At 63.0% G+C, this 18788-nt stretch carries 18 protein-coding genes and 1 pseudogene; 12 read left to right on the forward strand and 7 right to left on the reverse strand.

Features of this window, described 5'->3' with window-relative positions:
• Positions 1 to 19: 19 nt before the first annotated feature.
• The 4 genes from QM596_RS14375 to QM596_RS14390 all read right to left on the reverse strand — a co-directional run bounded on the left by QM596_RS14375 (position 20) and on the right by QM596_RS14390 (position 2927).
• Positions 20 to 700 (reverse strand): response regulator transcription factor, encoded by a 681-nt coding sequence (locus QM596_RS14375; RefSeq protein WP_003940916.1) that lies wholly within the window; start codon positions 698 to 700, stop codon positions 20 to 22.
• Positions 701 to 737: 37 nt separating this feature from the next.
• Entirely contained in the window at positions 738 to 1304 is a 567-nt protein-coding gene (locus QM596_RS14380; RefSeq protein WP_021343702.1) for a PH domain-containing protein, read from the reverse strand.
• A gap of 74 nt (positions 1305 to 1378) precedes the next feature.
• On the reverse strand, positions 1379 to 1954 hold the full coding sequence (locus tag QM596_RS14385; protein ID WP_003941007.1) for an HdeD family acid-resistance protein: 576 nt from the start codon (positions 1952 to 1954) through the stop codon (positions 1379 to 1381).
• A 118-nt stretch (positions 1955 to 2072) separates the two neighbouring features.
• Entirely contained in the window at positions 2073 to 2927 is an 855-nt protein-coding gene (locus QM596_RS14390) for a biotin--[acetyl-CoA-carboxylase] ligase (RefSeq protein ID WP_283309227.1), read from the reverse strand.
• Positions 2928 to 3042: 115 nt separating this feature from the next.
• Between QM596_RS14390 and QM596_RS14395 the strand changes: the two genes are divergently transcribed.
• The 3 genes from QM596_RS14395 to QM596_RS14405 are packed head-to-tail and all read left to right on the forward strand — an operon-like array spanning position 3043 to position 5678.
• Positions 3043 to 4683 carry an acyl-CoA carboxylase subunit beta gene (locus QM596_RS14395; RefSeq protein WP_003940853.1) on the forward strand — a complete coding sequence of 547 codons (1641 nt, stop codon included), beginning with the start codon at positions 3043 to 3045 and terminating at the stop codon, positions 4681 to 4683.
• Positions 4680 to 5021: an acyl-CoA carboxylase subunit epsilon gene (locus tag QM596_RS14400; RefSeq protein ID WP_283309228.1), complete on the forward strand. Its 342-nt coding sequence runs from the start codon at positions 4680 to 4682 to the stop codon at positions 5019 to 5021. The genes QM596_RS14395 and QM596_RS14400 overlap by 4 nt, the downstream gene beginning before the upstream one ends.
• A 15-nt stretch (positions 5022 to 5036) precedes the next feature.
• A complete protein-coding gene (locus QM596_RS14405) occupies positions 5037 to 5678 on the forward strand; it encodes a Maf family protein (protein WP_007731146.1) in 642 nt (213 codons plus the stop codon).
• A 129-nt stretch (positions 5679 to 5807) separates the two neighbouring features.
• Here the strand turns inward: QM596_RS14405 and QM596_RS14410 are convergent.
• Together QM596_RS14410 and QM596_RS14415 are read right to left on the reverse strand one after the other, a co-directional pair.
• Positions 5808 to 7112, reverse strand: a pseudogene (locus tag QM596_RS14410) (HNH endonuclease signature motif containing protein); the annotation flags it as partial.
• A 63-nt stretch (positions 7113 to 7175) separates the two neighbouring features.
• Positions 7176 to 8873, reverse strand: a complete 1698-nt coding sequence (locus QM596_RS14415; protein ID WP_283309229.1) for an MFS transporter — start codon at positions 8871 to 8873, stop codon at positions 7176 to 7178.
• Positions 8874 to 9023: 150 nt separating this feature from the next.
• Between QM596_RS14415 and QM596_RS14420 the strand changes: the two genes are divergently transcribed.
• The 9 genes from QM596_RS14420 (at position 9024) to QM596_RS14460 (ending at position 17968) form a co-directional block, all read left to right on the forward strand.
• Entirely contained in the window at positions 9024 to 10517 is a 1494-nt protein-coding gene (locus tag QM596_RS14420) for a condensation domain-containing protein (protein WP_283309230.1), read from the forward strand.
• On the forward strand, positions 10517 to 11980 hold the full coding sequence (locus tag QM596_RS14425) for a condensation domain-containing protein (protein WP_020969198.1): 1464 nt from the start codon (positions 10517 to 10519) through the stop codon (positions 11978 to 11980). The genes QM596_RS14420 and QM596_RS14425 overlap by 1 nt, the downstream gene beginning before the upstream one ends.
• Positions 11981 to 12098: 118 nt before the next feature.
• Positions 12099 to 13004 (forward strand): sulfurtransferase, encoded by a 906-nt coding sequence (locus QM596_RS14430; protein WP_019747746.1) that lies wholly within the window; start codon positions 12099 to 12101, stop codon positions 13002 to 13004.
• Complete coding sequence (locus QM596_RS14435) at positions 13001 to 13417, forward strand: SufE family protein (protein ID WP_019747745.1); 417 nt, start codon at positions 13001 to 13003, stop codon at positions 13415 to 13417. Before QM596_RS14430 ends, QM596_RS14435 begins: the two co-directional genes overlap by 4 nt.
• A gap of 4 nt (positions 13418 to 13421) precedes the next feature.
• On the forward strand, positions 13422 to 14822 hold the full coding sequence (locus QM596_RS14440) for a condensation domain-containing protein (RefSeq protein WP_020969197.1): 1401 nt from the start codon (positions 13422 to 13424) through the stop codon (positions 14820 to 14822).
• A 138-nt stretch (positions 14823 to 14960) separates the two neighbouring features.
• Entirely contained in the window at positions 14961 to 16757 is a 1797-nt protein-coding gene (locus QM596_RS14445) for an acetyl/propionyl/methylcrotonyl-CoA carboxylase subunit alpha (RefSeq protein ID WP_019747743.1), read from the forward strand.
• A 76-nt stretch (positions 16758 to 16833) separates the two neighbouring features.
• Positions 16834 to 17259 carry a DUF1707 SHOCT-like domain-containing protein gene (locus QM596_RS14450; RefSeq protein WP_029255031.1) on the forward strand — a complete coding sequence of 142 codons (426 nt, stop codon included), beginning with the start codon at positions 16834 to 16836 and terminating at the stop codon, positions 17257 to 17259.
• Complete coding sequence (locus QM596_RS14455; protein WP_133728436.1) at positions 17259 to 17609, forward strand: hypothetical protein; 351 nt, start codon at positions 17259 to 17261, stop codon at positions 17607 to 17609. Before QM596_RS14450 ends, QM596_RS14455 begins: the two co-directional genes overlap by 1 nt.
• Positions 17606 to 17968, forward strand: a complete 363-nt coding sequence (locus QM596_RS14460) for a VanZ family protein (protein WP_019747741.1) — start codon at positions 17606 to 17608, stop codon at positions 17966 to 17968. The genes QM596_RS14455 and QM596_RS14460 overlap by 4 nt, the downstream gene beginning before the upstream one ends.
• On the opposite strand, the gene QM596_RS14465 is transcribed toward QM596_RS14460, so the two are convergent.
• On the reverse strand, positions 17969 to 18769 hold the full coding sequence (locus QM596_RS14465; protein ID WP_047890256.1) for a tyrosine-protein phosphatase: 801 nt from the start codon (positions 18767 to 18769) through the stop codon (positions 17969 to 17971).
• Between the last annotated feature and the right edge of the window lie 19 nt (positions 18770 to 18788).

Genomic DNA, 18788 nt, shown 5'->3' on the forward strand with positions numbered 1-18788 from the left:
GTTCCTGATTCTCGAGAAGTTAGTCGGTGTTGATTCGGAAACCGACACCGCGGACGGTGGCAATTCTGCGTTCCACGGCAGGGCCCTCGTCACCGATCTTGCGGCGCAGCCACGACATGTGCATGTCGAGCGTCTTCGATCCACGAAGCTCGACGTCGCCCCACACCTCACGAAGGATCGTATCGCGCGATACTACTTCCCCGGCATGTTCGAGGAGGACCCGCAGAAGTTCGTATTCCTTGTTGGCCAAGGCGATTTCGGAGCCGTTGACGAGTACGCGTCGTGCCGCGGGCTCGAGCCTGATGCCACCGACCTCGACGATCGTGTCCTCGCGGCCACCGTGGCGACGCAGGAGTGCTCGCACACGTGCCATCAACTCGGCGAGGCGAAACGGCTTGCTGACGTAGTCGTCGGCGCCGGCGTCCAACCCGACCACGAAGTCGACTTCGTCGGTCCTGGCGGTCAACATCAGCACGGCGAGCGAGGTGCGATGCGCACGAATCTGTCGACAGACCTCGAGGCCGTCCATACCCGGAAGGCCGAGATCGAGAATCAACAGATCGAAATCACCTTCGAGCGCCTGCTGCAACGCAGCGGGTCCGGTCGGTTCGACCGTCACCGAATACCCTTCACGCCCCAGTGCGCGGGAGAGGGGTGCGGCAATGGCCTCGTCGTCTTCGGCTAGCAATACGGCAGTCACACGAACAGACTACGGACAACACGCCTTTGCACGTTGATTACCAGCCATTTCGATCGTTCGGGTCGTCGTTTTCACCCGCCGGCCGCTGCGGTGGCTGCGATGGTGGCTGCTGCATGGAATCGAAAACCTGGTGATACAGCAGGGCGTGAACGTGCTCGACGTCAGGAATGTCGTCGAACTCGAGCGGATCGTCACTGGCAGAGGCGATGACCAGAGTTCCGGTCTTGAGCATTCGATCGATCAAGCCGTGGCGGAACTGAACATTGCTGATCCGCCCCATGGGGATGTCGATACCGGTATGCGTGAGCACTCCGTGGCGGATGAGCACTCGCCGATCGGTGACGATGAAATGCGTGAACTTCCAGACCGTGAACGGCGCAACCGATCGCCAGGCCACGACACCGAGCCAGATGATTCCGATGGCGATGGACGACACGGTGCGAGCCGTGCCGTCCAATCTCGTCTGTGCGAGGCCCAACAAGAACCCGGCGACGGCCGTCGCAAGCACGAACGTCAGCGCCGGAAGCACCAACATCTTCCAATGAGGATGGCGATGCAGTATCAGTTCCTCGTCCTGAGCGAGGGCGTCTTCGGGATATCCCATGACGGGAAGTCTGCCATCCCGCACCGACTTTCAGGCACACCCACTTTCAGGCACACCCACGTTCAGGGCAACGCTCAGGGCTGAGCGATCTTTCGCAGCACCAACGGGGTCACGACGATGATGATGCCGTACAGCACCATCCACACGCCGACCACGATGCGGAAGACGTCGAGCGAGAGTTCGGGCTGCAGAAGGACGATTGCACCCGCGACGATGCTGATGACTCCGAGCACGATCGACAGACCGCGATCGACGGTGTGCCCGGACGCCGCGTCGACCAGATCGAGAACGCCACGGAATACCCACCAGGCACCGATCACCAACGCGATCAGAACCACCGTCTGCAAAGGGCTACGGAGAACCAAGAATCCGAGGAGCACTGCCAACGCGCCGGAGATCGCGACGAGCGTGCGAGTTCCACCCGAAGCTGTCACGTCCGCGAACGAACGGATGATCTGAACGATTCCGAATCCGAACAGCTGGATCGCAATGACAACCGCGACCACGAACAGGGTGGCATCCGGCCACGCGAGTACCGCGATACCCAGGCCCAATGTGAGGACACCGAGCAGCACCGTCACGCCGGTGAGTACGCGGCGAGCGCTCTCGGCCGTCTCGGCTTCGGTCGGAACAACGATCGGTGTGGTCATGACGCCCCTAGGCAGCTCGGTAAATCCCGCAGTTGAGTGAAATGAAGGACGGACGGTTGGTTCGAAAACCGGTCCGGGCCAAAAATTAGCACTTTGGTGCCAGAAAATCCGGCAACGTTCACGATTCGGTGACCGGGGCGGCGCGAAGGTGCGTGATATCACCTGCTGCGACCGCAAAGGTCTCCCCATCTGTTCCCTCGATTTCGATGACGACGCGTCCGGAAGTGTCGACGTCGGTCGCGATACCGAACACCTCCTTGTCGCCCGGCAAAACCGCGCGGACTCGTTTGCCCAGCGTCCCGCAGCGCTGCCGGTATTCGGCAGCCAACACAGATGTATCCCATTTCGACGATTCCCAAGCACGGAATTGCGTCGCCAACTCACGGGCAATTGCTCGAACGAGGGTGTCGCGGTCGACAGTCGATGCTTCTTCGATGAGGAGTGATGTAGCGGTCAGGACGGGCAGCTCCTCGACACCCAGGCTCACGTTCAACCCGATGCCCACCACCACCGCGGGATCGGGCGCTGTCCTTGCCACCTCGGCCAGAATTCCGGCGACCTTCTTGTCACCGATGAGAACGTCGTTCGGCCACTTGAGTTCTGCGGGCACTTCGGCCACGTTCCGCAGCGCGTCGACGACCGCGATTCCCGACAGTAGCGGGAGCCAACCCATGTCCGTGAGATTCATTCCAGGCATCGACAGCAGAACCGACATCGAGATCTGCGCTTGCGGCGGACTCACCCAAGTGCGCGAATGACGGCCGCGGGCACTCGCCTGATACTCGGCGATCAGAACGTGACGGTCGGCATCCGGATCTGCCGCTCGCGCAAGGAGATCCGCGTTCGTCGAACCGGTCTCCTCGACAACGTCGAGGCGGTTCCAGAAAACGCGCGCGTCGTCGTTGTCACTGCGCACGAGTGCGCGTCGTAGGGCATTGCCGTCGAGGGGCGGGCGGTTCAAGTCGGTCCACATAGCCCCAGCCTATGACGACAGCGAGAATGTACTGGTCAGTAGCTTGAGCCTGCAAGACAGCGACAATCGGACCTGCCTTCGAAGCCCCCCACGCACTCTCGTTAAGCTCACGTCCATGACCACTGTCCAAGAGCCGAACGCGCCGGAGGCGGCGGCCGCACCCGATATCCACACGACCGCGGGAAAGCTCGCGGACCTGCGGAATCGCCAAGCCCAGGCGCAGGCACCGAGCGGCGAAGCCGCCATCGACAAGGTGCACGCCAAAGGCAAGCTGACCGCCCGCGAGCGCATCACCGCCCTCCTCGACGAGGGCTCCTTCGTCGAACTCGACGCACTGGCACGGCACCGAAGTGTGAACTTCGGTCTCGCTGACAACCGCCCGGTCGGCGACGGCGTCGTCACCGGTTACGGCACCATCGACGGCCGCGACGTCTGTGTCTTCTCACAGGACGCCACCGTTTTCGGCGGATCGCTCGGCGAAATCTACGGTGAGAAGATCGTCAAGGTCATGGACCTCGCGATCCGCACCGGTCGCCCCCTCGTCGGCATCAACGAAGGTGCAGGCGCGCGCATTCAGGAAGGCGTCGTCTCGCTCGGCCTCTACGGCGAGATCTTCCACCGCAACGTCCAGGCCTCGGGTGTCATCCCCCAGATCTCACTGATCATGGGACCCGCCGCCGGCGGCCACGTCTACTCCCCCGCACTGACCGACTTCGTCGTGATGGTCGACGAGACTTCCCAGATGTTCGTCACCGGCCCCGACGTCATCAAGACAGTCACCGGCGAAGACGTCACGATGGAAGACCTCGGTGGTGCTCGCACCCACATGGTCAAGTCCGGAGTCGCCCACTACGTCGCTTCCGGCGAGCAGGATGCCCTCGACTACGTCAAGGACCTGCTCAGCTACCTGCCGTCCAACAACCAGGCAGCAGCTCCCCGCGGTGAGATCACCGACCCGATCGTCGGTTCGATCGAAGACAGCCTGACCGCTGAGGACATCGAACTCGACACCCTCATCCCGGATTCGGCCAACCAGCCGTACGACATGCACGAGGTCATCCGTCGCATCCTCGACGACGACGAGTTCCTCGAGGTCCAGGCCGAGCGCGCGATGAACATCATCGTCGGTTTCGGTCGCGTCGACGGCCGCTCGGTCGGCATCGTCGCCAACCAGCCCACCCAGTTCGCGGGCTGCCTCGACATCGACGCCTCGGAGAAGGCCGCTCGCTTCGTGCGTACCTGCGACGCGTTCAACGTCCCGATCATCACCCTCGTCGACGTTCCCGGTTTCCTCCCCGGAACCGAGCAGGAATACAACGGCATCATCCGTCGCGGCGCGAAGCTCCTCTACGCGTACGGCGAAGCAACGGTCGGCAAGATCACGGTCATCACCCGCAAGGCTTACGGCGGAGCGTACGACGTGATGGGCTCCAAGCACATGGGCGCCGACGTGAACCTGGCATGGCCGACCGCTCAGATCGCCGTCATGGGTGCATCCGGAGCTGTCGGATTCGTCTACCGCAAGCAGCTTCTCGAAGCCGCGAAGAACGGCGAAGACGTCGATGCATTGCGCCTCAAGCTGCAGAACGAGTACGAGGACACCCTCGTCAACCCGTACGTCGCCGCTGAGCGCGGATACGTCGACGCTGTCATTCCTCCGTCGCACACCCGCGGACAAATCGTTTCCGCATTGCGACTGCTCGAGCGCAAGGCCGTTTCCCTTCCGCCCAAGAAGCATGGGAACATTCCCCTATGACCGCAACCACCGAGGACATTCTCAGCGAAGATGTCGCACTGGCGGAGACTGCACCGACCAACGGTACGGTCGTCGAGGGAAGCGCGACGGACGCTTCGCTCACGGAGCTGACCGAGACGTCGACCTCCGACGCGTCGGTCATCAAGATCGTCAAGGGTTCGCCCACCGACGTCGAGATCGCCGCACTGGTCAGCGTGCTTGCCGCGGCTGCAGGCAGCGGTCAGGCTCCCGAGTCGAATGTTCCCGCGGAGACCTGGGGCGATCCGACTCAGTTCCACCGCACGCGTGCGCCGTTCTCGCCGTACGCGTACCTGAACCCCGCGATCCGTCGCAGCTGACGATCACTTGCTGACGTGACTCAACTGGTTCTAGCTTCAGCGTCCCCGGCTCGCCTCGCAGTTCTGCGGGCGGCCGGGGTTTCGCCGCTTGTGCGTGTCTCCGGCGTCGACGAGGACAAGATTGCCGACAACCTCGGCCCCGACGCCGCTCCCGAAAAAGTCGTGACGGTGCTGGCGGAAGCCAAGGCCGCCGAAATCGTCCCCGGCCTCGCCGCCGACAATCTCACCGACGTAGTCGTTGTCGGGTGCGATTCGATGCTCCTGATCGACGGGCAACTTCAAGGCAAGCCGGGCAGCGTAGACATCGCCCGAAAGCGATGGGCCGCAATGGCCGGACGCAGCGCCACTCTCTTGACCGGGCACTGTGTCCTACGCGTCGCCGACGGCCGCATCGTTCGCATGGCCTCGGATCACAGCGCAACAGTGGTTCATTTCGCGCAACCGTCCACCGAAGATCTCGAGGCGTACCTGGCAACGGGCGAACCGCTCCAAGTCGCCGGAGCATTCACGCTCGACAGTCTCGGCGGCTGGTTCGTGGAGAGAATCGAGGGTGATCCATCGAGCGTCATCGGTATCGGATTACCTTTGGTACGAACACTTCTCGAGCGTGTCGGGGTTTCCGTCTCGGATCTCTGGCGCACGCAGAGCATCTTCTGACACGATTTCTCCACGCACGGTTTCTCCAAGCAAGTTTTTTTCAAGCACCACTGACCAGCCTCGCATCGGGTTCATGCCGATGCGAAGCTGGTCGTTTTTGTTGTCGCCGAAGAGGTTTGACCCCTCAGGTTTGAATGTGGTGTTCGCCGGTCGCGGGTGCTGCCGCGGATCGATCGAGGGCGGCGGGATGAACCACGGTTTGTTGTCGACTCCGATCCGGATCACCCATTTCCCGACGAACCCGGCTTTTCGGTGCATCAACCGGTGATGCGAACGGCACAGCAGGACAAGCTTGTTCATCACCGTCGGCCCGCCGTTGGCCCAGTGCCGGATGTGGTGCGCGTCGGTCCAGGCCGGTACACACGCACACCCCGGGAAGGCGCAGCCCTTGTCTCTCGCGATCAACGCCACGCGCTGCTCCGCAGAGACCAACCGTTTCCCGGGTTTCGCATCGAGCGGAGCCCCGTGACCGTCGAGCAGAACGGTCGAGAGGAAGCAGTCACATCCGAGGAGTCTGGTCTGCGAGACGGACAGTGGTCCGAGCCAGGGCATGTGCCCGACATCAAGATCGGCCGGCTCCAGTGAGCCGTCATCACCCGAATCCGAAGACTGTGCGGCACAACCCCGATGCTCAGCCAAATCACGGGCGTTGATGTGCACGTTCACATGCGGCCGCTGACCACCATCCGTACCGGTCTTGGCGCAGTCCAAATACCGGCGGATCAGTTCGGTGAACCCGTCCGCAGTCCGCTTCGCCGCCGACCGCGAATCCGGCGTTCCATCGGGTGCCGGGGTGGGCATCGTCAGATTCGACAACGCCGACAACAACATTTCCCCGGTGAGAGCATCGAAATCGCCGCGCACCACCACCCGACCATTCAACGTCGACGCGATCCGCAACTCATTCCGATCCACATCCTCGGCGGGCGGAACCTCATCGGACTCGAACACTCGCTCCAAGGTCGCGATCACGTTCCGCACCTTCGTGGTCGTGGCCTCCACCCCCGACGCGGCAGCCAACAACAAATCGATACAGCGAGGGAGCGCCTCCTCCGGCATGCCCTTCGGCGGTGACTCGCAGAACGCCACGATCAACACGGCATGATCGAAGGAGCAGTCCCCGCCATCGAACCGGGCAGTCACCGCCGGAAACGGTCGTAGCGCAGCACCCAGGGCGGCGATCTTCTTCCCGTCCCGGACCTGCAGCATCGTGTTTGCCGCCAACCAGCAACCCACCCCGCGGCTCGCGATCACCTGATCATCCGGCCGCAACGACAACTCGTCCACCACCGCCACCCGCACAGCCTCGAGACGAAGAATCTCCACACTCGCCGACACCGCAGCAGCACGCAACTCAGAAGCCGTCAACCGCCACAGTCGTCCGCGCAACCCCACTGCAGAACCGGACACCACATCCGACAACAGCACGCTCATTGAATACCCCGATCCCCTACTCAGGAGAATACTCGAACACCCGTTCGAGTCAAGGGTATTTTTTCAGACTGGGGAATTGACCCGCGGCAGGGCAGTCGAGGCCAATCCGATGCCGAGCGCAATTGCTGCGATGATCGCGAGCACGCGGCGTTGGGCTTCGAGAAACGCTTCGCCGGCCGCCGCGCGAGTAGATGCGTACGCGGCATCAACTGCCACTTGAACGGATTGGCCCCCGGCGCCGGCAGTTCCTTCGCGGCGACATTCCGGCGCCACCTCCATCGGCGTTCCGGATGCCAATTGACTTGTCGCGCAATCGACAAATGCCTTTTCGGCGATGTCGACCAGGCCGGGATTCACGCCGGCAGCTTCAAGATTCGCAACGTACTCGGGCCGCTCCCCCTGCACTGCTTGCGGAGCTTGCCCCGCGACCAGCGAGAAGAACACCACTCCGATCAAGGCCAGTCCGATCGAGCTGCCAACCTGCTGAACGGTCGGTAGCAGTCCCGACACCGAACCCGCGTGCGCGGGTTCGACCGTCGCGAGGATCGCGGTTTGCAGTGGCGCCACGAACAGTCCGAGCCCTGCGCCCCCGAGGAGGAGAGGACCGGCGAGCGCGAGCCAGCGCGGATCAGTTCCTTCGTGTTCGAGGATGACCGACAACGCGATCAGCGAGCCGGCAAAGACGACCATCCCCAAGATCAGGACGCGGTTTCCAAGCATCCGGTACACCGCGGATGAGAGAACCGCAGCCACGCCCATGCCGACGGCCCACGGGAGCGTCATCACGCCCGCTCGCAATGCGGAAAACCCGAACCCGAACTGAAGCGTGAGACTGATGGTGAAGATCAACGAAGTCAGGGTTCCGAAGAATACGAACGCAAGAACCGCGCCGATCGCGAAGGCTCGGTCACGGAAAAGCTCCAGACGAAGGACCGGATCGCCGCCTCGTTTCCCCAGACGCGATTCGTAGAGCACAAACGCCAATGCCACCGGCACCGACATCGCGAGCATGACAACAAGACCTGTGGGCCATCCACGCGCCCTTCCCTCGGCCAGGGGAAGGATCAGCAGGAACAGCGCCAGCGATGACAGTGCGGCGCCGATGAGGTCCAGTGAGCGCACATGCTCAGCGCGAGCATCGACGAGATGGAAATACCCGAGAATCAAGGCAGCGATGCCGATCGGAATGTTGACGAAGAAGATCAGGCGCCAGCCCCAGTCGAAGAGATTCCACTCGATCAGCAGCCCGCCGATCAGAGGCCCACTGACCGTTGCGAGCCCGATGGTCGCACCGTAGATCCCGAACACTCGCGGATGCCTGGCCTTCGGAAACAGACCCGAGATGATGGCAAACGTCTGGGCGGACATCGAACCGGCCGCCAACCCTTGCAAACCCCGGAAGACGATCAACATCGTCGCGCTCTGGGCGAGCCCGCACAGCAACGAGGCCGCGACGAATACGAACAGGGCGGTCAGAAAAACAACCCTACGACCGAACAGGTCCCCCAACCTGGCCGCGGTGATCAACGAACACGCAAAAGCCAGGATGTACACGCTGACCATGAGCAACTGCGCCGATACGCCTGCTTGAAGATCGACGGCGATACTCGGAAGCGCGACGTTGACGATCGTCGCGTCGAGCAACTGCATGAACGCCGCCGCCAGACTCGTCGCCAACCCGAGCCAGGGCGTCAGAGAACCAGCTCGCCGTCCGCCCTTGTGGTCGGCGCCGACAGCGTCACCTAAAGGGTCCGGAAGCACCGAATGATCCTAATCGAACACGACGCTTCTAGAACCTGTTCTTGTTTAGATTGTAGTATTTCGGACAATTCAGTCCCCCAGATGGGATAGTTCGTCGTCTGCCCATTTTCAGAGCAGGCTTCTCGACGACACACGCAGGAGTTCTACTCGATGGATCTGAACTTGATCACCCATTGGCACCCGCTTCCTGGACGGGTAATCGAATGGGGCGTCACGCATGCTTCCGCTCAACGAGCCGCCGAAGCCGAGATCGACCGAGAACTACCCCCGACCACGATGCAGGATCGCCACCTGCGGCGCGCCCGCGTCACCGCAGAGAAGGGCGATCCGCAGTCTCCGTGGATCGGTATCGCCTTCGATTTCGCAGGAACACTCGACCGCGACGCCATGACGCGAGCCCTGCAGCGCTACGTCCGTCGCCACGACACGCTGCACAGTTGGTTCTCCTTCGACGAAGCAACCACCGACGCTGCGGACACCGCGTTCGAGGTCCGTCGACACGTGGTGCCGGTCGAGAGCATCGAACTCGAGTACCGCGTCGGCGACGACGTCTCCGAATCCGAGGCGATCCGCGCACTCGTCGCAACCAAGTTCGCAACGGAAACCAGTGCCCTTCAGTGGCCGGCCTTCGTGTTCGGTGCCGTCGAGCACGATCACACCGACACGGAAACCGCGCCTGGTTTCACCCTGTTCCACGCCGTCGACCACGCTCATTCAGACATGAACTCGATGGTGCTGATGTACGCGGAATTACGTCAGCTCTACGCAGCGGAAACGACCGGGTCACATCCCGAACTGGGCCCGGCGGGAAGTTACGCGCAGTTCGGCCGCATCGAGCGCGAGCGGACAACCGAGCTGACGATGCAGTCACCCGAAGTTCACAAGTGGCTCGGTTACCTCATGCGCAGCGGCGGCTCGTTCCCCGGATTTCCCCTCCCGCTGGGCGCCGAGGACGCCCCCAAACCGGCAATCGGTTCACGCTTCGATTTGGCCGACGACGTCGAGTGCGAGAAGTTCGGTGCGGTCTGTAAAGCCAACGGCGCCAACTTCATCGGTGGAATATTCACCGCCCTCGCGATTGCGGAATTCGAACTGGCCGGACGCGACAAGTACATCGCCCTCTCGCCGGTCAGCACACGAACCGAGGCCGACTCGTTTGCACAGGGCTGGTACATCAACCTGATCCCGGTCGGCATCGACGTCGACGACAAGCGACGCTTCACCGAGTTGGCAAAGCTCGGGCAGCAGGGGTACCACGACGGCAAGGCACTCCTCGATGTCTCTGTGCAGCAAGTCATCGATCTGGTTTTGTCGAGCTTGGCCGAGTCGGATTCCGCACCCGGCGGATTGTCGAAGACGCTCACCCCACCGCCGATCGTCTCGTACATCGACGGCCGCCGCATGCCGGATCCATACAGTTACGCCGAGACGAAGGCAACGGGAATCGTCGGCGGCAAAGAGACGCAGATCGCGTCGATGTGGATCAACCGGATGCACACCGGTACCTGGATCGCCGTGTCCCACCCTGACACCCCCATTGCCCACGAATCGGCCACCCGCTTCGCCGAGCACGTCTCCAAGATCATCAAAACTGTTGCAGCTCAGGGCGACTACTCGTTCTCGGCACCAGAGGGAGCGTCCTGATGCATGTCACCTCGATCGATCGATACGGACTCGAGCCCGGAATCGTCACCGAATGGTCGCTCCAGCCCGCGGACGGCGCCGTCACCGAGTCGGAAGTACCACCGTCGTACAACCAGCATTTCCATCTCGAGACTGCGCGAACACACGGCATGGGCCGGAGTGTGTGGATGGCAGCCGCATTCGACCTTCCCGGAGAACTGAATCGGCCCGCACTCGATCTCGCGCTGCGCCTGTTCATCAGTCGCCATGACACTCTGCACACAGGATTCGAGGTGGGCGAGTTCACCACCACCCGAATGGGACTCGATCCCGACGGCACACACATCGAGACTTCGGAACCTGTGAAGTTCGATTCGACCGAAGACCTCCGAGCGCACCTCAAGAAGCGATTCACGACGGTATGCGATCCGCTGACCTTCCCCGCCTACACGTTTGCCACGGTCGAACGCGAAGAGCACTACACGGTCCTGAGCGCCTTCGATCACACCCTCGTCGACGGCTACTCGTTGGTCATCGCTCTCGGGGAACTGCGACAGATCTACGAGGGACTGATCGCCATACCCGAGCTGACCGACCACGAGGCCGTCGACGCAGTGATGAGCCGACTGGGTGACCCGGGAAGTTTCGTGCGGTACTGCGAACTGGAGGCCGACGCTCTGCTTCCCGTCGACAACGACCCTCGAATCCGAGAGTGGGCAAGGTTCTACGAGATTTGTGGTGGCACATCGCCGAGTTTCCCCTTGGATCTCGGCGTCGAGGCAGGAAAGCCCGCGCCTCAGGGCGCCGATGTGCGCGTGCTGCTCGACGAGGAACTGACCGCGAAGTTCGACGAGATCTGCCTATCCGCCGGCGGTAGCGTGTTCACCGGAATCCTCACTGCGATGGGACTTTCCGTCCACTCGTTCACCGGACAGGCGACGCTTCCACTGCAATTCCCGCTGCACATCCGCAAAGATCCACGCTGGGCCGACGCCATCGGCTGGCTCACCACGAGCGCGCCGATCACGGTCCAGATCACTCCCGACGCGGATTTCGGTGCATCCCTTGCACATACGCACGCGTCATTCCGAGTTGCGTTGACGCTCGAGGGCGTCACCATGGCCCAGGTTCGAGATGCTTTGGGCGACAAGATTCGACGCACGCGCACTGACGTCTTCATGGTGTCGTACATCGATTACCGCAAACTACCCGGCACCGACGATCATGATCTCCTCAACGCTCATCACATCAGCAATGTGACTGTCGCCGACGATGCCCAGTTCTGGATTTCGCGAACGAACCGTGGTCTCTCGCTGCGTTCGCGCTTCCCGGACACCGACACGGCAAACGAAACCATGGTGAATTTCCTCACCGATCTCGACCGGATTCTGAGGGAAGTCTGCGCCCGGGGCGTGACGCCGATCGGAAGTGTCACCGAACAATTGAGAGATTCGAGCGTCGGGGCAGGAACACCGAGGATTTAGTGTCGGCAACGGGTACGAGCAGGCAGAACCTGCTTCCGGGCGTCTCCCCTTGCGCGCAGCGCATAGAATCGATCAAGTCCGTGTTCGAACCGAACGATTCGTCTTCAGGAGTACGCCCGTGCCCGTTGCCCCCGATCCCTCAACCGCGTTTGCCGAGTTCGCGCATCCCGACCGGTTGGTCTCGACGGAATGGCTCTCGGCGAATCTCGGCACGCCGGGCCTCAAGGTCGTCGAATCCGATGAAGACGTGTTGTTGTACGACGTCGGCCACATTCCCGGCGCAGTGAAGATCGACTGGCATCTCGACCTCAACGATCCGGTCACCCGCGATTACATCGACGGTGCGAAGTTCGCAGAGTTGATGAACCGCAAGGGCATCAGCCGCGACGACACCGTCGTCATCTACGGCGACAAGAGCAACTGGTGGGCCGCCTACGCACTCTGGGTCTTCACTCTGTTCGGCCACGAGGACGTCCGGCTTCTCGACGGTGGCCGCGATGCGTGGATCGCCGAGAACCGTGACACCGCATTCGACGTTCCCGACATCACGTCAACGGATTACCCGGTCGTCAAGCGCAACGACGCTCCCATCCGCGCATTCAAGGACGACGTACTTGCGCACTTGGGCGACGGGCCGCTCATCGACGTGCGATCTCCGCAGGAGTACACCGGCGAGCGCACCCACATGCCCGACTACCCCGAAGAGGGTGCGTTGCGCGGTGGACACATTCCCAGCGCTCTCAGCATCCCGTGGGCGAAGGCAGCGGCACCGGACAGCCGCTTCCGCACCCGCACCGAACTCGGCGAGATCTACGGCGGTCTGTCGGCCGACGACAACATCGTCGCGTACTGCCGCATCGGTGAGCGTTCCAGCCACACCTGGTTCGTGTTGACCCATCTTCTCGGCTACCCGAACGTTCGTAACTACGACGGTTCCTGGACAGAGTGGGGCAATGCAGTGCGCGTCCCGATCGTCCAGGGCGAAGAGCCCGGCGCAGTTCCTTCCTCCGTATCGGCGTCATGAGCACTCTTCCTTCGGCTCTGGCCGAGATCGTCGACGACTTCGCAGCCGTCGGCGCCTCGGACAAGCTCACTCTTCTTCTCGAGTTCAGCCGAGAGCTACCGCCGTTGCCGGCGGAGCTCGAGCAGAGCGCGATGGAGCCGGTCCCCGAATGTCAGTCGCCGCTGTTCCTCTCGGTCGACGATTCGGATCGCGACAACGTCCGTCTGTACTTCAGCGCGCCCCCCGAGGCTCCCACGACGCGTGGTTTCGCATCGATCCTCGCGCAGGGGCTCGACGGTCACAGCGCGGACGAGATCCTCGGTGTACCCGACGACTTCTATTCGGCGCTCGGTCTCGCAGAAGCTGTGAGCCCGCTCCGTCTGCGCGGAATGTCGGCCATGCTCGCGCGCATCAAGCGGCACTTGCGGGGCTGAAAACATGGAGTTCACCGAACTGGCCGACTATGCGATTCCGGCCGGCGCACTCGTCGAATGGTTGCCGTGCGCAACCGGGCCTTGGGTTCCGGATCCGCGGCCCGTCTCCTACATTCACGAGGCACATCTCAACCGTTCCGCCGCAGGCGCGGGCGACAAGTCTTGGCTGGGAACAGCTTTCGAGATTTCCGGCCCGCTCGATGTCGATGCGTTCCGAGTCGCCCTCGGCCGCTGGATCGACCGTCATGAAGTTCTGCGCTCGCATACCGTCCTCGAGCCCTCGAGTGGCGAGATCACCCGGCACACCGTCCCGATCGGCGGAATCGACATCGGGGTCGTCAGCCACGGCTACGACGCGTCCAGCCAGGACAACTTCGACCACCTTCACCGCCTGTTCGACGATTACGCGTCCCCGCACAGTTGGCCGTCGTACGTCTTCGCGACGTTGACGCCCCGCGGTGGCGACGGTCCGTTCACCGTGTTCTTCGCGGCGGACCACTCGATCATCGACGGTTTCTCGATCGTGCTGGTCGCTCACGAGATTGCAGCGCTGTACCGCGAGGCCTCGACCGGCAGCGCTGCAAATCTGTTCCCGGTGGGCAGCTACGTCGATTTCGGTGCCGTCGAACGCGAGCAGATGGCCGACATGGAAGCCGAGAAGGCTGCGGTGGAGATCTGGCGTAAGGCTCTCGGAACGGACGGGTTACCCCAGTTCCCGCTACCGATCGGTGAACGCGGAACCGATTCTCAGAACGGCCTGTCGACCTGGTTACTCGACGCCGAGCAGTCCAAGGCCTTCAGTTCGACGTGTGCAGCAGCCGGCGTGGGTTATTTCGCCGGACTACTCGGCGGACTTGCGGCCGTAGGTCGCGAAGTCGCGGGGTCCGATCAATTCGAGGTCGTGACGCCGGTTCACACCCGCAGCGCTCAGGAGTGGGCGGGTGCGCTCGGCTGGTTCGTCGGACTGTGCCCGGTCGAGTTCGCCGTTGGATCGGACTGTTCGTTCGGCGACCTCGCGACACGCGCCGCCGAATCGATCGCTTCGGTCAAGCCTGCCGCCGCGGTCCCGTTCGATCGGATCGGTGAGCACCTCGAAACCCCGATTCGACCGCGATTCGTGGTGTCCTACATGGACGTTCGCTTTGTACCCGAGGCCGCACAGTGGCCCGAATGGAACGCCAGAGCACTTCGAAGCAAGGCATACACGCACGACGTATACATCTGGATCAACCGCACACCCCAAGGCCTCAATCTCGCAGTCAGGTATCCAGGCAACGAGACGGCGAACGCCGCGGTTCACGCCTACGTGGCCGCACTGCGCCGGACCGTCGAAGAAATCGTCGCCGAACCGGACACCGGCACCTCCGGCAGCTACTCATCGGTAGTTTTCGAAACCGTTTCCTAAGCCGGAGTGGGCTTTAGCGATCCGGTTACAGCCAGCGCCGAAGCGATGCATACACTCCGAAGTGATGCCAATCCCCCGATGGTGAAATCCCAGAGGAATACACCGCGGAGACAGACTATGCGAACCACAGGAGGCTCAGTGCCCAGTCATGCCAGCGCGCACATTACGAAGGTGCTTGTCGCGAACCGCGGTGAAATCGCGGTACGGGTCATCCGGGCGGCCAAGGATGCCGGCTACGGCAGCGTTGCCGTTTACGCCGAGCCCGACGCAGAAGCGCAGTTCGTGAAGCTCGCAGACGAGGCATTTGCCCTCGGCGGACAGACGTCCGCCGAGTCCTACCTCGTGTTCGACAAGATCCTCGATGCCGCCAAGAAGTCCGGCGCCGACGCCATCCACCCCGGCTACGGCTTCCTCTCCGAGAACGCCGACTTCGCCCAGGCCGTCATCGACGCGAACCTCATCTGGATCGGTCCGTCACCGCAGTCCATCCGCGACCTCGGCGACAAGGTCACGGCACGCCACATCGCAGAACGCGCGAAGGCTCCGATGGCTGCCGGCACCAAGGACCCCGTCAAGGGCGCAGACGAGGTCGTCGCATTCGCCAAGGAATACGGCGTACCGGTTGCGATCAAGGCTGCCTTCGGCGGCGGTGGACGCGGCATGAAGGTCGCCCAGACCATCGAGGAAATCCCCGAGCTGTTCGAGTCGGCCACCCGTGAGGCCATCGCAGCCTTCGGTCGCGGCGAGTGCTTCGTCGAGCAGTACCTGGACAAGGCCCGCCACGTCGAGGCTCAGGTCATCGCCGACCAGCACGGCAACGTCGTCGTCGCCGGTACCCGCGACTGCTCACTGCAGCGTCGCTTCCAGAAGCTCGTCGAAGAGGCTCCGGCTCCGTTCCTGACGGACGACCAGCGCGCACGCATCCACGCGTCCGCGAAGGCCATCTGCAAGGAAGCCGGCTACTACGGCGCCGGAACGGTCGAGTACCTGGTTCAGGGCGACACCATCTCCTTCCTCGAGGTCAACACCCGCCTGCAGGTCGAGCACCCCGTCACGGAAGAGACCGCGGGCATCGACCTGGTGCGTCAGCAGTTCCTCATCGCCAACGGCGAAGAACTCTCCATCAAGGAAGATCCCACCCCGCGTGGACACTCCTTCGAGTTCCGCATCAACGGTGAAGACGCCGGCCGCGGCTTCATGCCCGCCCCCGGCCCCGTTTCCGTCTACCGTGAGCCCACAGGCCCCGGCGTCCGCGTCGATTCCGGTGTCGTCGCCGGCGACGTCATCGGCGGACAGTTCGACTCCATGCTCGCCAAGCTCATCGTCACCGGCGCCACCCGCGAAGAAGCCCTCCAGCGGGCATCGCGCGCTCTGGCCGAGTTCGAGATCGACGGCCTCGCGACCGTCCTCCCGTTCCACCGCCACATCGTCGAGAACCCGGCGTTCGTCGGTGACGGCGAGAAGTTCGACATCTACACCAAGTGGATCGAAACCGACTGGGAAAACACCATCGAGCCGTACGCCGGTTCCGGTGCACCGGTCGACGACGAGGACGAGGCTCTGCCGCGTCAGAACGTCGTCGTCGAGGTCGGTGGACGTCGCGTCGAGGTTTCCCTCCCGGGCCAGTTCTCGCTCGGCAACGGCGGCGGCGCAGCATCCGGTGCCATCCGCAAGAAGCCGAAGGCACGCAAGCGCGGCGGCGCCGGCGGCGGCGCAGCATCCGGTGACGCCGTCACCGCTCCGATGCAGGGCACCGTCGTCAAGGTCGCAGTGACCGAAGGCCAGGAAGTTGCCGAAGGCGACCTGATCGCGGTTCTCGAAGCCATGAAGATGGAAAACCCCGTCAACGCGCACAAGGCCGGTGTCGTCACCGGACTGTCCGTCGAGCCGGGTGCAGCAATCACGCAGGGAACGGTTCTCGCAGAACTGAAGTAAGGCCTCCGGCCCCGTGCGCCTTTCCGGTAGTCCCCACTACCGGAAAGGCGCACAGTCGTTTGAGTAGGCTGTAACGATGGCTGACGTCCCCGACATTCGCATCGGCACTGCAGAACGCGAGCAGGCACTCGATCTCCTGAGCGAGCACTTCGCCGCAGGCCGCCTCACCGTCACGGAGTTCGACGAGAGAAGCGGAATCGTCAGTGCCGCAACAACTCGCAGTGAACTCGTTCCGGTGTTCGCCGATCTACCGGGCAACTATCAAGCTCCAGGCACCGCTCCCCTGTCGATGGTGACACCTCCCGCCGCACCGGCGGAGCGACGATTCAACCCCGACTGGTCCGGACGCGTCATGGCCGTCATCCCGATTCTCGCGGTGATCCTGTTCTTCGTCACCGGCACCTGGTTGTGGTTCCTCGCGATTCCCCTCGCCGGTGCACTGCTGTTCGGTACCGACAGGGAACGCAAAGCCAAGCGTCGCCGCGAGCGGGGCTCCGACTGATGGAGCCGATCGAGATCAACGCAGGCGGATGGTATCTGCGAGCACTGCGCGCAGACGAGCGTGTGGACGACCGCCCTGCCCTTGCCGACGGCGGTATCACCGACCCCGATTACGTGAGTCAGCGGAGCGCTCAGTGGCACGAAAACACCGTCTACTCCTGGGCCGTGTGCCAGCCCAACACCGGTGAGCTTCTCGCCGAGGTCGTTCTGACGCCTCTCGACTCCACCGCCCTGCTGACCGGCTGGGCCCGCGACGGGCACACCGAGGCGCTCACGACAGCCGCCGACGCCGTCACCAGATTCGCCGAAGGTGCACTCGGACTCGTCGTCGTCGAGGGGCAGACGAATTGAAGAACAACCGATACTGGCCGCTGGCGATCGCCGTGGTCATTGCCCTGATCATGCTCTTCTCCCCGGGCTCCACCGTCCCGTCGAGCCCGGAGAACACCGACAAGATCACTCACACGTTGATGTTCGCGGTGCTGGCGATCACCTCGTTGCACGCCCGGATCCCGGCGTGGATCACCGCGGTGTGGCTCGTGATTTTTGCTGCGACGTCCGAGGTTCTTCAAGCAGCGCTGCCCATTTCGCGTTCCGGTTCGATCTGGGACGGCACCGCCGACCTGCTCGGCATCGCCATCGGGATCGGTATCGTCAGCCTCGTGATGCGTCGTCGAACGGCCCGCGACGACGAGCCGAGCAGGTCCTGATCAGCTGAGCAGGTTGCTCCGCAATTGTTCCTGGGTCGACGCGTCGATCTTCAGGCCGTCGGTGAAGTAGGCCTCGATCGATCCGTGGACCTGCGCAAGCTCTGCCATCGACGCCTGCAGGTACTCGCGCCTGACACCGAGGACACCTTCGAGCAGGGTCGGATCGATACCCTTGGCCTCGAATCGCTCGAGGAGCGGCGCGAACATCGGCAACAGAACCTTGTTGGTTTCGAGGTAGTCCGCGAAGACCGCGTCCTCGGAGGCACCCAGGAACAGCAGTAGCGCGGCTGCGGCCCAGCCCGTGCGGTCCTTGCCCGTGGTGCAGTGAATGAGTGCCGGCGAGCTGGGCGGCTGCGCCAAGTCGACGAACAGTTGCCGGTACGACGCGACCGCACTCGGCAAGGTCACGAAATCGCGGTAACTTCCCTGAAAGTACTCGAGCGCCTGGCCGCTACCCAACGCTTCGGCAGCAAACGCCGGGTCGGCGATCATCTGCTGCATCTGAGCCGGAATGGCGCGATACTGCTTGTCCGCCAATACGTCCAGGCCGAGTTCTCGGATTCCGTCCGGCGTCAGATCCGGCGCCGTCTCGCGTTCGGACTCGGTGCGCAGATCGTAGATCGTGACGATGCCCAGATCGGCGAGGGTCTGTGCGCCCTCCGCACTGAGCGATGCCAGATCGGTGGAACGAAACACACTCCCGGTGCGGACGGTGCCACCGAAGCTCGATTCGGGGCCACCGATGTCTCGGAGGTTCGCCAGGGACGGTACGACGGAAGACAGCTTCGGAGTATCGGTCATACCTAAGAATGTATCTGTC

This window comes from Rhodococcus sp. IEGM 1406 (genome assembly GCF_030056745.1).
GTDB classification, from domain to species: Bacteria; Actinomycetota; Actinomycetes; order Mycobacteriales; family Mycobacteriaceae; genus Rhodococcus_F; species Rhodococcus_F erythropolis.

Excerpts from the sequence above, each read along its gene's own strand:
- QM596_RS14455 (WP_133728436.1), top strand. The coding sequence starts at position 17,259 with ATGGAGCCGATCGAGATCAACGCAGGCGGATGGTATCTGCGAGCACTG.
- QM596_RS14465 (WP_047890256.1), bottom strand. The coding sequence starts at position 18,769 with ATGACCGATACTCCGAAGCTGTCTTCCGTCGTACCGTCCCTGGCGAAC.
- QM596_RS14425 (WP_020969198.1), top strand. The coding sequence starts at position 10,517 with ATGCATGTCACCTCGATCGATCGATACGGACTCGAGCCCGGAATCGTC.
- QM596_RS14435 (WP_019747745.1), top strand. The coding sequence starts at position 13,001 with ATGAGCACTCTTCCTTCGGCTCTGGCCGAGATCGTCGACGACTTCGCA.
- QM596_RS14385 (WP_003941007.1), bottom strand. The coding sequence starts at position 1,954 with ATGACCACACCGATCGTTGTTCCGACCGAAGCCGAGACGGCCGAGAGC.
- QM596_RS14380 (WP_021343702.1), bottom strand. The coding sequence starts at position 1,304 with ATGGGATATCCCGAAGACGCCCTCGCTCAGGACGAGGAACTGATACTG.
- QM596_RS14395 (WP_003940853.1), top strand. The coding sequence starts at position 3,043 with ATGACCACTGTCCAAGAGCCGAACGCGCCGGAGGCGGCGGCCGCACCC.
- QM596_RS14400 (WP_283309228.1), top strand. The coding sequence starts at position 4,680 with ATGACCGCAACCACCGAGGACATTCTCAGCGAAGATGTCGCACTGGCG.
- QM596_RS14420 (WP_283309230.1), top strand. The coding sequence starts at position 9,024 with ATGGATCTGAACTTGATCACCCATTGGCACCCGCTTCCTGGACGGGTA.
- QM596_RS14390 (WP_283309227.1), bottom strand. The coding sequence starts at position 2,927 with ATGTGGACCGACTTGAACCGCCCGCCCCTCGACGGCAATGCCCTACGA.
- QM596_RS14450 (WP_029255031.1), top strand. The coding sequence starts at position 16,834 with ATGGCTGACGTCCCCGACATTCGCATCGGCACTGCAGAACGCGAGCAG.
- QM596_RS14440 (WP_020969197.1), top strand. The coding sequence starts at position 13,422 with ATGGAGTTCACCGAACTGGCCGACTATGCGATTCCGGCCGGCGCACTC.